The sequence below is a fragment of the Micrococcus sp. TA1 genome (assembly GCF_014199555.1).
GTDB lineage: Bacteria > Actinomycetota > Actinomycetes > Actinomycetales > Micrococcaceae > Citricoccus.
Window position 1 is genome coordinate 377915 of sequence record NZ_JACHNW010000002.1, and the last position, 14107, is coordinate 392021.

Annotated in this window: 12 protein-coding genes; 4 read left to right on the forward strand and 8 right to left on the reverse strand. The window is 72.3% G+C overall.

Annotated features, from left to right (window positions below; all coding sequences use genetic code 11):
• Positions 1 to 89: 89 nt before the first annotated feature.
• The 5 genes from GGQ69_RS13040 to GGQ69_RS13060 all read right to left on the reverse strand — a co-directional run bounded on the left by GGQ69_RS13040 (position 90) and on the right by GGQ69_RS13060 (position 4360).
• A complete protein-coding gene (locus GGQ69_RS13040; protein ID WP_255459708.1) occupies positions 90 to 1475 on the reverse strand; it encodes a DUF2254 domain-containing protein in 1386 nt (461 codons plus the stop codon).
• Between the two features lie 4 nt (positions 1476 to 1479).
• On the reverse strand, positions 1480 to 2631 hold the full coding sequence (locus tag GGQ69_RS16905; protein ID WP_183529202.1) for an alpha/beta fold hydrolase: 1152 nt from the start codon (positions 2629 to 2631) through the stop codon (positions 1480 to 1482).
• Between the two features lie 134 nt (positions 2632 to 2765).
• Positions 2766 to 3407 (reverse strand): AAA family ATPase, encoded by a 642-nt coding sequence (locus GGQ69_RS13050; protein ID WP_370577186.1) that lies wholly within the window; start codon positions 3405 to 3407, stop codon positions 2766 to 2768.
• Positions 3404 to 3661 carry a hypothetical protein gene (locus GGQ69_RS13055; protein ID WP_183529204.1) on the reverse strand — a complete coding sequence of 86 codons (258 nt, stop codon included), beginning with the start codon at positions 3659 to 3661 and terminating at the stop codon, positions 3404 to 3406. The genes GGQ69_RS13050 and GGQ69_RS13055 overlap by 4 nt, the downstream gene beginning before the upstream one ends.
• Positions 3662 to 3733: 72 nt before the next feature.
• Positions 3734 to 4360 (reverse strand): LysE family translocator, encoded by a 627-nt coding sequence (locus GGQ69_RS13060; protein ID WP_183529206.1) that lies wholly within the window; start codon positions 4358 to 4360, stop codon positions 3734 to 3736.
• Positions 4361 to 4470: 110 nt separating this feature from the next.
• On the opposite strand from GGQ69_RS13060, the gene GGQ69_RS13065 reads away from it, so the two are divergent.
• Complete coding sequence (locus GGQ69_RS13065) at positions 4471 to 4926, forward strand: Lrp/AsnC family transcriptional regulator (RefSeq protein ID WP_183529208.1); 456 nt, start codon at positions 4471 to 4473, stop codon at positions 4924 to 4926.
• A gap of 27 nt (positions 4927 to 4953) precedes the next feature.
• Here GGQ69_RS13065 and GGQ69_RS13070 read toward each other — a convergent pair whose 3' ends face one another.
• Together GGQ69_RS13070 and GGQ69_RS13075 are read right to left on the reverse strand one after the other, a co-directional pair.
• On the reverse strand, positions 4954 to 6249 hold the full coding sequence (locus GGQ69_RS13070; protein ID WP_183529210.1) for an aminotransferase class I/II-fold pyridoxal phosphate-dependent enzyme: 1296 nt from the start codon (positions 6247 to 6249) through the stop codon (positions 4954 to 4956).
• A 9-nt stretch (positions 6250 to 6258) separates the two neighbouring features.
• Positions 6259 to 7200: a LysR family transcriptional regulator gene (locus GGQ69_RS13075; RefSeq protein ID WP_183529212.1), complete on the reverse strand. Its 942-nt coding sequence runs from the start codon at positions 7198 to 7200 to the stop codon at positions 6259 to 6261.
• Between the two features lie 112 nt (positions 7201 to 7312).
• Here GGQ69_RS13075 and GGQ69_RS13080 point away from each other — a divergent pair, with 112 nt between their 5' ends.
• Positions 7313 to 7837 carry an HtaA domain-containing protein gene (locus tag GGQ69_RS13080; RefSeq protein WP_183529214.1) on the forward strand — a complete coding sequence of 175 codons (525 nt, stop codon included), beginning with the start codon at positions 7313 to 7315 and terminating at the stop codon, positions 7835 to 7837.
• Entirely contained in the window at positions 7830 to 11279 is a 3450-nt protein-coding gene (locus tag GGQ69_RS13085; protein ID WP_183529216.1) for a cytochrome P450, read from the forward strand. Before GGQ69_RS13080 ends, GGQ69_RS13085 begins: the two co-directional genes overlap by 8 nt.
• Before the next feature lie 76 nt (positions 11280 to 11355).
• Here GGQ69_RS13085 and GGQ69_RS13090 read toward each other — a convergent pair whose 3' ends face one another.
• The gene (locus tag GGQ69_RS13090; RefSeq protein WP_183529218.1) at positions 11356 to 11775 is read right to left on the reverse strand and encodes a hypothetical protein; all 420 of its coding nucleotides are present in this window, start codon (positions 11773 to 11775) and stop codon (positions 11356 to 11358) included.
• Between the two features lie 794 nt (positions 11776 to 12569).
• Here GGQ69_RS13090 and GGQ69_RS13095 point away from each other — a divergent pair.
• On the forward strand, positions 12570 to 14072 hold the full coding sequence (locus GGQ69_RS13095) for an MFS transporter (protein ID WP_183529220.1): 1503 nt from the start codon (positions 12570 to 12572) through the stop codon (positions 14070 to 14072).
• Positions 14073 to 14107 lie beyond the last annotated feature (35 nt).

Consider the following 14107-nt stretch of genomic DNA (forward strand, 5'->3'; position numbering starts at 1 on the left):
GGCTCAGGGGTCCTGGACCGGCTGGGAGGCGGTGCCGGCGGAGGATTCCGTGTCCGACGCCAACGCCGACGCCGACGCCGAGACCATCTTCACCGCCTACGCCGACGACCGCCCACGTCGCCGAACGGCGCCTGACCGCCGCGCTCCCCATCGCCATCACCATCCTGGTCCACTGCCGGAAGCCCCTCCAGCAACCGCTGCACCGCGGGGCGGTAGCGTTCCGCGCTGACCTCCACGAGGTCCTCCAGCAGGGTGCGCAGCCGGTGGGGCACCTGCAGGTCGTCCCCGCTGTCGGCGATCTCCAGCAGGGCCAGCTCCACCAGCTCCGTGATGGCCTGGGGATGGTGCACCACGCGGACCCGGCCGGCGTCGTCGGCGATGTAGGGGCTGGGCGAGGCGCGCCGGACCAGCACGCGCAGGATCCGGTGGAGCTCGTCCAGGCACTGCACGGCCGTCGTCGGGTCGTTGACTCCCGGGGACAGGGCGCGGTTGCCGATGTCCACGAGCTGGCGGATGCCGAAGGCGACGTCCTGGCGCATCTCCCGCTGCGGGCCCAGCCCGATGTGCCGGTAGGGGTCGCCCTGCCCGCTGGCCTCCTCCAGCCCGGCGGCGGCGCCCCAGATCCGCAGCACGTGCTGGCCCTCCGTCAGGAACTGGCCCACCGGCCGGTCCAGCGTGACCACCACGTCCCGTTCCCGCGCCCAGCGGACCAGCCCGCCGTAGTCCACGTGGGTGATCACGCCGTGCCGGGGCGCCTCGAGCCGGAGGTGCGGCGTGCCGGGTTCCGGGGACCAGGTGGGCCCGAACGCCGGGGCTTCGGCATCCGCGGGCTCCGGGAACATCCGGTCGGCGAGCGCCACCGTCTGGTCCCCGATCCGGGAGATGACGTGGGAGACCTGGATCGAGGTGGTGATGTGGTGGATGAAGGCCAGGAAGAACCCCATGGAGACCAGGACCAGCAGGAAGGCCACGGTCACGGAGATCTGGGGGACGAACTGCTCGGTGGAGTTGTCACCGCGCACGGACCGGGTCACGGTCAGGGCGAACACGAAGGTGGAGATGAAGATGCCCAGCGTGGACTGCACCACCCGGTTCTGCAGGAATCCTCCGAGGACCCGCGGGGTGAACTGGCTGGAGGCCAGCTGCAGGACCACCATGGTGATGGAGAAGACCAGTCCGGTCACCGAGATCATGGCCGTGGCGATCGTGCCCAGCAGTCCCCGGGCGCCGTCCGGACCACCCTGGAAGACGTACCGCAGGTCGGTGGTCCCCCAGGACTCCTCCACCTGGGGCAGGACGATGCCGAGGACCAGGAACACCAGGACGCAGGCCGCCGGCACCGCCCAGAACGGCTTCCACAGGCGACTCCACCAGGACGCCGGGGCCACCTCGGGCACCGAGCCGCGGGCCCGGTGCCCCGCGCCGGCGCCCGGCCCGCTGCCGTCCGGTCGTGGAGCGTCCGTCACCTCGTCCATGGCCTCATCCTGCCAGCCCGGCGGGGTCCCGCAGCCAGGTGGTCAGCACCCGGCAGGCCAGGTCCAGGTTCCCCATCTGGCAGTGCTGGTCGGCGTGCTCCGCCGCCGTGAACGTCCGCACGGTCAGGCTGCGGGCCGCCGTCAGCGCCAGAGCCTGGGCCCGGGCCAGTGCCGGCGGCTGGAACGCGTCGTGCTCCCCGCACATCAGCAGCACGTCCTGGCGCACCCGCTCGCTGCCCAGGTGCCGGGCGTTCATGCCCAGGAACCAGTCCACGACGTCGGCCGGGTCGTCGCTGTCGACCATGTACAGCACCTGTTCGACCACCCCCCGCAGCGTCGGGAACAGCCGGGCCCGAGTGCGCACGCTCCAGCGCATGAAGTCCCGGTGGGTCAGCATCCTCCGGACAGGTCCGCGCGCCGCGGCCGGCAACCGGTAGAGCCAGTCGTAGACCGGTGGCCACGCCACCACCTGACGGATGCGCGGTTCCCGTCCGGCGGCGCGCAGCGCCCAGTACCCACCCATCGAGATCCCCACCAGGGCGGCCTCCGTCAGGCCAAAGTGGTCCAGCACCGCGCCGACCGGCTTCTCCCAGTCGTGCTCGGAGGTCAGTCCGTGCAGCGCCCGCGCCCCACCTTGTCCCGGGCCCTCGAACGCGATCACGTCGAACCCCGCGGCGGCCAGGCGCTGCCAGACGGGATGGGACTCCTCGATCACCGAGTCGAATCCGCCGTGCAGCAGCACCGTGGCCCCGGTGCCCGGGCCGTCCGCGGGCAGACGGTAGGCGGGCAGCGCGGCCTGGGCGTAGGGCACCTGGTGGCGCACGACGCCGGTGCCCACGAACACTTCGTCGTACAGGTCCCGGAGGCGCCGGTAGCGCGCGAGCTTCTCCCCCGACCGCGGCGGCGTGAAGAACTCCGCCAGGCGCAGGTACCCCGCGGCGTGCCGGGCCCGGCCGGCGGCGGCCGCCCGTGCCGAGAGGTCCTCGAAGACGGGGACGCAGTCGGGTCCGGAGCGGATGCGGTCCGCCGCGGCGAGGAGCTCGGCGCGATCGGCGAAGCCCAGCGCGTGCGCCCGATTGAACTGGTAGTTGAGGAAGTCCCTGCGGTGGAAGCGCTCGAACCCCACGGGCAGGGCCTCCAGGTCCCGGGACGCCACGCCCACAACCTACTGCGGTGCCGGGGACCGGACCAGCGGTGACCGCCCCGGGAGGGGCCTGGAACGGGACGGCCCCGGTGATCGGTGAGGGCCGGCGTCGGGTCCGGCGGTGACGATCCGCGCGGGGCGGCCACTCACGCGCTGGGCTGCACCGCGCCCTGACGGATCCGGCCGAGGACCTCCCGCGCCGGGCCGGTGGCGTCCACCACGGCCCAGCCCCGGGGTGCGGCGCACCGCAGGTAGGCGGTGCGGGAGGCCCGGAGGAAGTCCAGGTGCTCGTCGTCCTCGCCGCGGGCCGTGATGCGTGCATGCGCGGTCTCGGTCGGGACGTCCAGGAGGACCACGGTGGCCCGGCGCAGCAACCGGTCCGACAGCCACGGCAGGACCCGGCCCGGAGGGAGCCCCCGGACCTGCCTCAGCACGAGCTGGCACACCAGGTGGCGGTCCATGACCACCAGCCCGTCGGTGCTCGCGGCCCGGAGGTGGGAGAGCACGACATTGGAGGTGCGCACCACCGTCTCGATCCGGTCCGCCCACCGGACGGGAAGCTCCGTGCCGAAGCGGCGCCCCGCCCGGATCAGCCACCGGCGGCCGGAGCGGTTGCGCACCACGAGTGCCCTGCGGCCCTCGTCCCGTTCAGCGGCGGCGAGGGCAACGGCCGTGGTCGTCTTCCCCGACCCGTCGATCCCCAGCAGCACGACGGTCCGCGGCCCAGTGAGCGGAGGGCGGCTGCCGGCCTGGCCCACGGACCTCGGACCGTCCGGACTGGTGATCACGAGGTCTCCCTGCGGCGGTCCGGTGGGTTGATGCACCGCACACCCATCCAGACCAGCAGGGCCGGCACGGCCAGTTTCATCACCAGCGCCACGGTCGCCCAGAACACGCTCGCCGCCCCGGTGGATTCCGGCAACTGGGCAAGGAACGCCTCGAGCCCGAGGACGAGCATCAGCACGAAGACCGCGCCGCCGACGATGACGAGGATGACGCCGACGCCCTGCAGTCCGCGGCGGAGCATGGTCGGCTGCTGCATGGGTCCTCCTGGTCGTCTCCCGTGGGCAGACCGAGGGTATCGACCGTTGCTGGGTGGCCGCTGCGAGGCGGCTCAGAACAGGGCGATCCCCTGCTCCACGAGGATGCCGGTGCCGATCAGGACCATCAGGACTCCGGAGACCTTGACCACGGCGTTGCTCGCCCGCGGGCGCGAGCCCAGCAGCTGCCTGGCGAGCAGGGCCACCCCGAGGTAGATCACCGCACAGTTGGCCACGTGCAGGCTGCCGAGCGTGAACATCTGGGCCGTGGAGGACCAGGCACCGGAGGCGGAGGTGAACTGGGGCAGCAGGGCCAGCAGCAACAGCAGGCCCTTGGGGTTGATCCCGCTGATCCCGGCGCCGCGGAAGAACTGGGACAACGAGCCGGTGCCGAGGGGCTGGTCGCTGGCGGTGATCGGCGGGGCCTGGGCCGTGAGCGTGGAGACGCCCAGGTAGAGCAGGTACATCGAGCCGATGACGGTCAGGGCGGTCAGCGTCACCGGGTACGCGGTGACCACCGCCCCGGCCCCGATCGCGACGATGGTGACCACGAGCGCGTATCCGGAAGCCATGCCAGCCACGGAGGGCACCACGGAGCGGGCGCGCAGACCGGCCGAGATCGCGTAGGCCCAGTCGGCGCCGGGGGTCAGTGCCAGCAGCAGGGCCACCAGCCAGAACTGGGCCATCAACGCCGTATCCATTGCGCTCGTCCTTCCGTTCGACCGTTCTGCCGGAGATCGTACGGAGGATCGGGCGAAATGTGCTTCGATGTGTTGTGTAGATCCGGGGGTTGAACGGAAGGATTGTCGGCATGGACGCGATCAACCGGGAGATCCTCTCCCTGCTGCAGGAGGACGGGCGCATGAGTGCGACCGTCCTGGCCCAGAAGGTGGGGCTGAGCCTGTCCGCCTGCCACCGCCGGCTCAAGGACCTCGAGCAGTCCGGCGCGATCGAGCGCTATCGCGCCGTGGTCTCCCCCGAGGCGATCGGACTGCACTTCGAGGCGATCGTGTTCGTCACCATGGGACGCACCGACGTCGAGACCGTCTCCGCCTTCGAGGCCGCCGTCAACGACGTCCCCCAGATCGTCGACGCCCAGCGGCTCTTCGGCGACCCCGACTACCTGTTGCGCGTCCTCACCGCCGACCTGGCCGCCTACCAGAGGCTCTACGACGGCGCGCTCGGCTCCCTGCCCGGCGTCCAGCGGCTCAGCTCGACGATGGTGATGAAGCGGGTGCGCAGCGGTCAGGCCATTCCGATCCCCTAGCCCTGGACTAGCCCGGGCCGCCCCGGCTCAACCCCGCTGGAACGCCACGATCCGTTCGATCGCCTCGCGGACGGCGTCGTGCCCGGCGGCGAAGGACAGGCGGATGTACTGGTCGCCGTGGGCGGTGTCGAAGTCGGTGCCCGGGGTGAGCGCCACGTGGGCCTGCTCCAGCAGGGCCTCGCAGTACGCCGTCGAGGTGCCGTATTTCGCCAGCATCCGTTCCCCCGGCGTGGCGTAGAAGTAGAACGCGCCATCGGCCGGGGCCGCGTCCGTCCAGCCCAGCCGCTCCTGGTTGTCCAGCAGCAGCGCGCGGGCCCGGGCGAAGCCGGCCACCTGCTCGTCGCAGGCCGCGTAGGACTCCTCGGCGAAGGCCTCCACCGCGGCGTACTGCGCGGCCGCCGGCGGGCACAGGGACACCGACCCGGACAGGCCGCCGATCGCCGGGACCAGGTCCTCGGGCATCAGCATCCAGCCGATCCGCCAGCCGGGCATGCCCCAGTACTTGGAGAAGGAGCTGATGACCATCGCCTCGGTCGAGTACTCCCAGGCGCAGACGCCGCGCTCGTCGCCCGGCTCGTCACCGCCTTCGTCCGCGGCCGCGCCGTCCGCGTAGGTGATGCCGTGGTAGATCTCGTCCGAGACCAGCCGCACGCTGTTCTTCCGGCACCATGAGGCCAGCACGGCGACCTCGGCGCGGGTGGCCATGGTGCCGGTCGGGTTGTTCGGTGAGGCCAGGATGAGCCCGGCCAGCGGACCGTGGTCGGCCTCGGCCTGCTCGAGCAGCTCCGGGGTGGGCTGGTAGCGGACCTCCGCGCCGGCGTCGATCTCCACCACCTGGCAGCCCAGCGCCGTGAGGATGTTCCGGTACGCGGCGTACCCGGGGCGGGCCATCGCCACCCGGTCCCCGGCGTTGAACGCGGCCAGGAACCCGGCCATGAACGCCCCCGAGGACCCGGTGGTCACGGCCACCCGCGCCGGGTCGACGTCCAATCCGTACCACCGCCGGTAGTGCCCGGCGATCGCCTGGCGCAGCTCGACGATGCCCAGGCTCGGGGTGTAGTTCAGCGCCCTGCCGGAGGCGTGGATCTCGGCGGCCCGCCGGTTCACCGCGGCCGGGGCTCCCCCACCGGGTTCCCCAGCGCACAGGCTCACGACGTCGTGCCCGGCGGCGCGCAGCTTGCTCACCCGTCCGAGGATCGTCATCACCTCGAAGTCCGGCACCTGCGAGCGCGAGGAGGGCCCCAGCGGACGGCGGGCGGGCGCGGTCCGGGCAGGGCCGGCGTCGGGCTGGTCTTCGGTGCGGTCTGCGCGCTGCTCGGCCATGCACCGAGCCTAGCCAACGGGCGCCGAGAGGAACTCCCGGGCCACCTCCACCACCGCGCTCGCCCGCGCGGTCAGGGGCACCCGCTCCGACCAGGCGACCACCACGGGCTCGGCGTCCGGCGCCGGGGTGATGGGCAGGACCGCCAGCGGCCGGCCCTCCCGGCTCACCTCCACCTCGGCGCGCTGGAACTGGATCCCGTACCCCATCCCGCGCCCCACCAGGGAGTGCACCAGCTCGAAGTCCATGGTTCGGTGCGCGACCCGGGGCCGCACGCCCCGCCGGCGCAGCAGTTCCAGGGTGTTCTGGCCGCTGGGCGGCAGGTCGAACATCACGAGCGGGTCGTCGGCGAGGTCGCGCAGGTCCACGGCCCGCTGCCCCGCCAGCGGGTGGTCCCGGGACAGCACCACCCACGGGTGCGCCGCGAAGAGCGGCCGGCTCCTCAACCCCGGCGGCAGGGCGACCTCGTAGGCGATCAGCAGGTCCAGCCGGCCGGCGTGCAGCAGCTCCACGAGCTCGGCCGTGGTGCCCTCCTCGATCGTCAGGTCCACGTCCGGGTACCGCTGCGCGAGCCGCTCCCACAGCTCGGGCACCAGGGTGGGGGCGAGCGTGGAGTAGCACCCGACGGCGACCGGCCCGGAGGGCGCGCCCGCCCCTTCCCCCACGCTCAGCCTCAGGTCGGTCGCCTGCCGCAACAACGCCCGGGCCCCCTCGAGCAGGTGCGTCCCGGCCGGAGTCAGCGTCAGTCCCCGGGCCCGACGGCGGACGGCCAGGACCACGCCCAGGACACCCTCCAGCTCGGTCACCGCCTGCGAGACCGCGTTCGGGGTGACGTACGCGCGCTGGGCGGCGGCCGCGAAGGATCCGTGTTCGGCGGCGGCGACGAACAGTTCGAGCTGGCGCAGGGTGAACCGGGGATCGCCCTCGGGGCGCCGTTCCGGGCCGGTCTCCATACCGCAGTCCCCCTGTGGTTGTTGAGCACATCTTCTCAGTTGCACTGTAGTTGAGAGGCGGGTCACAGTAGGAGCCGAGACCACCCGAACCGACGCCCCCGAGGAGGACCCCGTGACGACCGCCGCCCCACTGGCCGAGGCGCCCCGCGCGCACGGCCCCGTCCCGGCCGGTGGACTGCTCTGGGCCGTGCACGAGGGGTTCGTCGCCTACGTCTCGCGCCTGGCCGACGGTCGCGTGGACGTGGACGGCGGGGCCGTCCTGCAGCCGGACGGGAGCATCCTCTTCCCCCTCGCCCCGGACGGCCCCGCGCTGCACGGGACCGGGGCCGTGCATTTCACCGGCCATCACGGACTGCTGGCCGTCACGCTCGCGAACCCTGCCGCCCTGGGGACGGGCGGCTCCGCCGTCCTGACCATCGACGACCCCTTCACCCCCGGGGAGCGGCTGGCTTTCGCGCGGCTCGGCGCACCCGCCTCCGGCCAGGCGGCCTGCTATCCGGTGCCGACCCTGACCGAGGAGGGCGCAGACCTCTTCGGCGGCCACTACCGCGAGGGCACGCCCCTCGCCCCGCTCCAGATCCAGATCCAGACCCACTCCACCATCGCCCCCGCAGACCAGGACGCCCGAGATGACTGACGCCGTCGCCCCCTTCCCCGCCCCGACCGCGCAGGAGCGGCCGACGCCCGAGGCTCCGGGCGCCCCCGCCGGGTCGCGACCGGCCCCGGTGGCCGACTGGGTGACCATCCCGGAGCTCTACGAAGACCCGTTCCCGGTCTTCGAGCGGTTGCGCGCCGAGGGCGGGGTGCACTGGGTGCCGGCGGTGGGCCGTTACCTGGTCACCTCCTACGACGCCGTGCACGACACCGAACTGGACCAGTCGACTTTCTCCGCCAACGAGCAGGGCTCGCTGATGATCCGCGCCATGGGGCACTCGATGCTGCGCAAGGACGACCCGGACCACGTCGTCGAGCGCCGGGCGTGGCAGCCCGTGCTGCGGCCCTCCGTGGTCAAGCGCGCGTGGCGGCCCGTCTTCGAGCGCAACGCGGACCGCTACCTGACCGAGCTGCGGGAGAAGGGCCCCGGGGCGGACCTGGTGTGGGACTTCGCCGCCCCCTTCGCCGCGGAGAACCTGCGCGCGATCACCGGCCTGCACAACGTCACCCAGCAGGACCTGCAGCGCTGGTCCCAGACCATGATCGACGCCACCGGGAATTACGCCGACGACCCCGTGGTGTGGGCCAGGGGCGAGGCCTCGTTCGACGAGGTCGACGCCGCCCTGGACGAGATGCTCGACTGGCACCGCGCCCACCCGGACGACTCCCTGCTCTCCGCGCTCGTGGCCCTGCCGGACTACCAGATGCCGGTCGAGTCCATCCGGGCCAACCTGAAGATGACCATCGGCGGCGGCCTCAACGAGCCCCGTGACGCCATCGGCGTGGCGGCCTGGGCGCTGCTGCGGGACCCGGAGCAGCGCCGCCTCGTGGAGGCCGACCCCACACTGTGGGACGCCGTGTTCGACGAGGCCATCCGCTGGGTCGCCCCGATCGGCATGTACTCCCGCCAGACCACCCGGGACGTGGCCCTGCGCGGCGTCCACCTGCCCGCCGGGGCCAAGCTGGGCATCTGCCTGCTCTCGGCCAACCGGGACGAGTCCCAGTGGACCGACCCCGCCCGCTTCGACATCCGCCGGACGGGCGAGGGAGCGCACCTGGCCTTCGGCAAGGGCGTGCACGTCTGCCTCGGCGCGTGGGTCGCGCGGGCCGAGGTGGCCGACGTCGCGCTGCCGCGGTTGTTCGAGGCGCTGCCCGGTCTGGACCTCATCCCCGACCGCCCGGCCCGCGCCGGCGGCTGGGTGTTCCGCGGCATGGACGAGATGCCGGTGACCTGGACGGCCTCCCCCGGATGCACCGGTGACGGCGCCGACCGCACCGCGGCCACCGGACCGGCGCCGGGCACGACGCCGGCTCCCGCAGCCGCACTGGGCGGTGCGGTCGGCCCGCACGTCGCCGTCGTGGGGTCCGGACCCGCGGGGTGCTACACCGCCCAGGCGGTCCGGCGCCGCCTGCCCGAGGCACGGGTGACCGTGTTCGAGGCCCGGCCCGAGCCCTTCGGCCTCGTGCGCTACGGCGTGGCCCCCGACCACCAGGGCACCAAGGCCGTGGCCGACCAGTTCTCCCGGCTCTTCGAGCACGACGGCGTGCGCTTCGTCGGCTCCACCCGGGTGCACACGGGCGCGGCGGCCGAGGACCTGGTGCTGCGCGGGCGCCCCGCCCAGCACGCCCCGGCCGTGCGATCCCAGGATGCGGCCGGTGCCGAGGTCACCCTGGGGCAGCTGCGGGAGCACTTCGACGCGGTGGTGCTGGCCACCGGCCTGCGCCGGGACGCTCCCCTGCAGGTGCTCGGCGCCGATCTCACCGGCGTCATCGGCTCGGGAGAACTGACCCGGCTGCTGAACGGGGAGCCGGAGACCTGTTCCGGGACCGGCTGGGCGGAGCCCGACGCGGCCTCGCTGGGGCGGTCCGCGGCCGTGATCGGGATGGGCAACGTGGCCATGGACGTGGTCCGGTTGCTCGCCAAGACCGCGGCCGGCCTGGAGGGGTCCGACATCCATGACGCGGCCCACGCCACCCTGACCCGGCGGCTGGACACCGTGCACGTCATCGGCCGCTCGCTGCCGGCACGGGCCAGGTTCGATCCCGTGATGCTGCGGGAGATCCTGGACCTGCCCGGCCTGGTGCACACCGTGCACGGCCCGGACGCGGACCGGCTGGCCGCGGCCGGGGACCCCCGGTCCGGGCTGATGGCCGGACTAGCGGCTGCCGGGCGCGAGCAGACCGGCCCGGCCCGGCTCCACGTCCACTGGTGGCTCGGCTACGCCCCCCGCGAGGTCGTGCGTGATGCGACCGGGGCCGTGACCGGCGTCGAGGCCGCCTCGTGCGACCGCCCGGGTGACGCACCGGGCGGCGCGCCGGGCGACGAACCGGACCGGGTCCGGATCGCGGCGGACAGCGTCATCACCGCCATCGGCTTCCAGGCCGGGGACGGCGAGCTCACCGCGGCGCTGGACGGGATCACGGACCAGGCGCGGCAGAGCGGCCGCGTGGAGCCGGGGCTGTACCTGGCCGGGTGGGCCCGCCGCGGCCCGCAGGGCACCATCCCCTCCCAGCGCAGCGACGCCCGGGACCTGGCCGAGGTGATCGCCGGTGACCTGGCGGCGGCCCGCGATGCGGAGGCGGCGCCGGAGGAGGGACCCGGCTCGGGCCCCGGCAGCGGGGACACCGGCAGCGGGGGTGTCAGCAGCGGGGGTGCCGGTGACCAGCACAGCGGCAAGACCGGGATCGTCGGCCTGCGCCCCTACCTGGGACGGGCCACCGACTACGAGGGCTGGCTGCGCCTGGACGCCCACGAGCGCGCCGCCGCCGCCAAGGGGCGCGTACGCGCCAAGCTGCTGGACCGGCGACGCATGCGGCTGATCGCCTCCTCGGCCACCGCCGGATCGCTCGCGGGACCGGCCGGCGTCGGGACCGGTGTCCGGACCGGTGCCGAGGCCCGCGGGGCCGGGGCGAGTGCGGGGGCGCAGGCCCAGACCGGCCGGACCGACCTGCCGCCGCTGACCATCCTGTTCGCCACCGAGTCCGGCAATGCCGAACTGGTCGCGGAGGAACTGTCCGGGCACCTGGCCGACCGGTACGCGGTGGAGGTACTCGACCTCGCCGGGGCGGACCCGGCCGCCCCCGGCACCCTGGACCCGACCCGGCCGTACCTGCTGGTCTGCTCGACCTACGGCGACGGCGAACTGCCCACCTCCGCCCGGGCCTTCCACGCCGGCCTGCTGGCGGCCCGGCCCGGCCTGACCGGGCTGCGCTTCGCGGTCTTTGGCCTCGGCGACCGGTCCTACCACGCCACGTACTCGCGCGGCTCGGAGATCCTCGACGAGGCCCTGCGAGCCTGCGGGGCGGAACGCGTCGGGGAGTATGGCCGGCACGACGCCGCCGGCCGCGACCTCGCCGCCGACCTCGCCCGCCCGTGGGCGGATGCCGTCACGGAGGCGTTGACGACCACCGCGGTCGCCTCCTGATCCACGGACGCGGACCGGTCCTGCACCGCACGCGGGACCGGTCCTCACCGCACGGAGGGTGACGCGACGGATGGTCCTAGGTGAGTCCGAGCCGGGCCTGGCCGGTCACCGTGGTGCTCTCACAGGCCACGGTGTCGCACGTGAACATGAGGATCTGGACCGCTGCGTCGCCCTCGGTGAAGGCGAAGTGACCGGCGGCCAGCAAGGCGACCTCCACGGTCTCCTGGCCCGCGGCACAGGTCACGGTGTCGGAGATGACCCCGCCCGTGGCCACGTGGGCGCCGTCCACCTTCTGCACGACGTTGACGAGGAGGTCAGCCGTCCGGCCGGCCTCGCAGTCGAGGGTGACCGAAAAGCTCACGCCGGCGCCTCCGACCAGGAGCGTGCCCGTGTCCGGGACGGTGACACTGACGGCATGGGCGGCGGTGACACCGGCCAGGGCGGTGAGCACGGCGGCGCCTCCGGCCACCATACAGGTACGCGACAGGGTCTTCATGATGGGTCCTCGGGAGAGTAGGGAGAGGTTCCGGTGTCTCATGAGGCGTGCAACCACGGAGCCGGGAGCGAGGCCGCGGCTCGGCACTGAGGGGTGGCGACAGCATAGGTCCGACCCGGCGCGGGAGGACAGGGCCGACCGCCCAGGTGCTCCCCGCGCACCCGTGGAGACTATTCAGGGATGGTGCCCCTGGACTGCGGGGTTGCGGGGGCGGATTCATGAGGGGCCTCACCGAAGATCTCCGCGACGGTGCCGATCGCGTTTCCCCTGACGTCGTACACGGTGACCTCATGCAGCGGGTCGGTTGTGGCGAAACTGTCCATCCTTCTGACTCCTGCCCTGATTGATCGTCCACTACGAACCGGCGAGAGAGGATGCCGCATCCGTCGCCACTCCATTGCGTGTGACGCTGCTCACAATCATACACGTCACGTCGCCACCTTCCTTCTGGGACCTCGACGGTCAGGGGGCGGAAAATAGGCGGTCGCACGCCGGTCAGGGGTCAAAGCCCATGGTGTTCGTGACGGAACGCGGAGGATGCATACGATGCTCCACCGGATGAGAACGCGCACTATCCGTTTCTTCATGAGTCGACACCCGGTGAGGGGAATTTCCGCACGGCATCAGCTCGGGAGCGATCGGGCGCCCGGGCGCCGAGACACGAAAGACCACCACTCACCCCAAGCCTGAAGGACACGTACACGACAGGTGGGTTCGGACAACGCGCCACTTGACCTTCGTCAGGAGACACCGGTAAAACTGTACCGTCCAGACGGTTAGTTCAAGGAGTGGACATGGAGCATGCGCTGAGTTCGGGACGCCGGTGGGCGTCCCTGGCCGTACTGGTGGGTGCGGTGCTATTGCTGGCGATCGACGCGACCGTGTTGTACTTGGCGGTGCCGTCCTTGACGGCGGACCTGTCCCCTACGGCCACCCAGGTGTTGTGGATCGGGGATATCTACTCCCTGGCCCTGGCCGGGTTGCTGGTGACGATGGGCAATCTTGCCGACCGGATCGGCCGCAAGAAGCTGTTGCTGCTGGGGTCGGCAGCATTCGGGGCCGCCTCAGTGATGGCGGCCTTCGCCCCGACCGCGGAGGTCTTGATCGTTGCCCGGCTGCTGCTGGGTGTGGCCGGGGCGACGATCATGCCTTCGACCCTGTCGTTGATCCGGAACATCTTTCCCGACCCGGTCGAGCGCACCCGAGCGATCGCCGTGTGGTCGGCTGCGGCCGCCAGTGGCATCGCGCTCGGTCCACTGGTGGGCGGCGCACTGCTGGAACGGTTCTGGTGGGGTTCGGTGTTCCTGATCAACCTGCCGGTCATGGCAGGGGTGCTGGTTCTCGGGGCGTGGCTGCTGCCGGAGTCCAGGAATCCGAGCCCGGCTCGGTTCGACGTGCTCTCCAGCGGACTGTCGATGCTGACGATCATCCCGTTCGTCTACACGATCAAGCAGCTCACCGGCGGAGCGCTCGGCCTGCCCACGATGGCCGCGATCGCGGCCAGCGTGATCGGCGGAGTGTCGTTCGTGCGTCGTCAACGGCGCTCGGATGCACCGATGATCGACGTAGAGCTGTTCCGCAACCCCGCCTTCACCGGGGCGGTGCTGGTGAACTTCATCTCGGTCTTCGCCCTCAGCGGAGTACTGTTCTTCTTCTCCCAATACCTCCAGCTCGCGCGCCATCTCAGCCCGTTGCAGGCGGGACTGGCCCAACTGCCTGCGGCACTCTCGTCCATGGTCGCGGCCACGGTGGTGGGATATCTGCTCACCCGGGTCGGGCGGGGGCGGGCCATCGCCCTCGCGCTGGTCATTGGCGCATCCGGACTCGCGCTGATGGCCGGGCTGGAAGGACAGGAGCAACTGATCTGGGTCCTTGTGGCCCTGGTCCCCCTCGGCCTGGGTCTCGGCATCGCCGAGACCCTCAGCGTGGATGCCGTGGTCTCGGCGGTCAAACCCGCCAAGGCCGGAGCGGCGGCATCGATCTCAGAGACTGCCTACGAACTCGGCGTCGCCCTCGGCATCGCCGTTCTGGGATCGGTCATCACCGTGTTGTATCGCCTCAACCTGGTACTGCCCGGTAGTACCGTCGGCGAGGCGGCGACCCGCGCTGAGGATTCCCTGGCATCGGCCACCGCGGTCCTGGAACCGGGCAGCCCAGCACTGGAGGCGGCGCAACATGCCTTCGTGTCCGCCATGCAGGCCACCACCCTGATTGCGGCTCTGGTGATGGTCGTGGCCGCGGTCGTCGCCTACGTGTTCATCCCCAACACCAAAGCGGCCGTTGTGGCCCAGCACTGAGATGCTGTAGCAAAGGCACGCGAGAAAGGATGCTC

Bases quoted from the DNA above. Each gene is read 5' to 3' on its own strand.
- GGQ69_RS13065 (WP_183529208.1), top strand. From the start codon at position 4,471: ATGGACGCGATCAACCGGGAGATCCTCTCCCTGCTGCAGGAGGACGGG.
- GGQ69_RS13085 (WP_183529216.1), top strand. From the start codon at position 7,830: ATGACTGACGCCGTCGCCCCCTTCCCCGCCCCGACCGCGCAGGAGCGG.
- GGQ69_RS13070 (WP_183529210.1), bottom strand. From the start codon at position 6,249: ATGGCCGAGCAGCGCGCAGACCGCACCGAAGACCAGCCCGACGCCGGC.
- GGQ69_RS13090 (WP_183529218.1), bottom strand. From the start codon at position 11,775: ATGAAGACCCTGTCGCGTACCTGTATGGTGGCCGGAGGCGCCGCCGTG.
- GGQ69_RS13055 (WP_183529204.1), bottom strand. From the start codon at position 3,661: ATGCAGCAGCCGACCATGCTCCGCCGCGGACTGCAGGGCGTCGGCGTC.
- GGQ69_RS13040 (WP_255459708.1), bottom strand. From the start codon at position 1,475: ATGGACGAGGTGACGGACGCTCCACGACCGGACGGCAGCGGGCCGGGC.
- GGQ69_RS13060 (WP_183529206.1), bottom strand. From the start codon at position 4,360: ATGGATACGGCGTTGATGGCCCAGTTCTGGCTGGTGGCCCTGCTGCTG.
- GGQ69_RS13095 (WP_183529220.1), top strand. From the start codon at position 12,570: ATGGAGCATGCGCTGAGTTCGGGACGCCGGTGGGCGTCCCTGGCCGTA.
- GGQ69_RS13075 (WP_183529212.1), bottom strand. From the start codon at position 7,200: ATGGAGACCGGCCCGGAACGGCGCCCCGAGGGCGATCCCCGGTTCACC.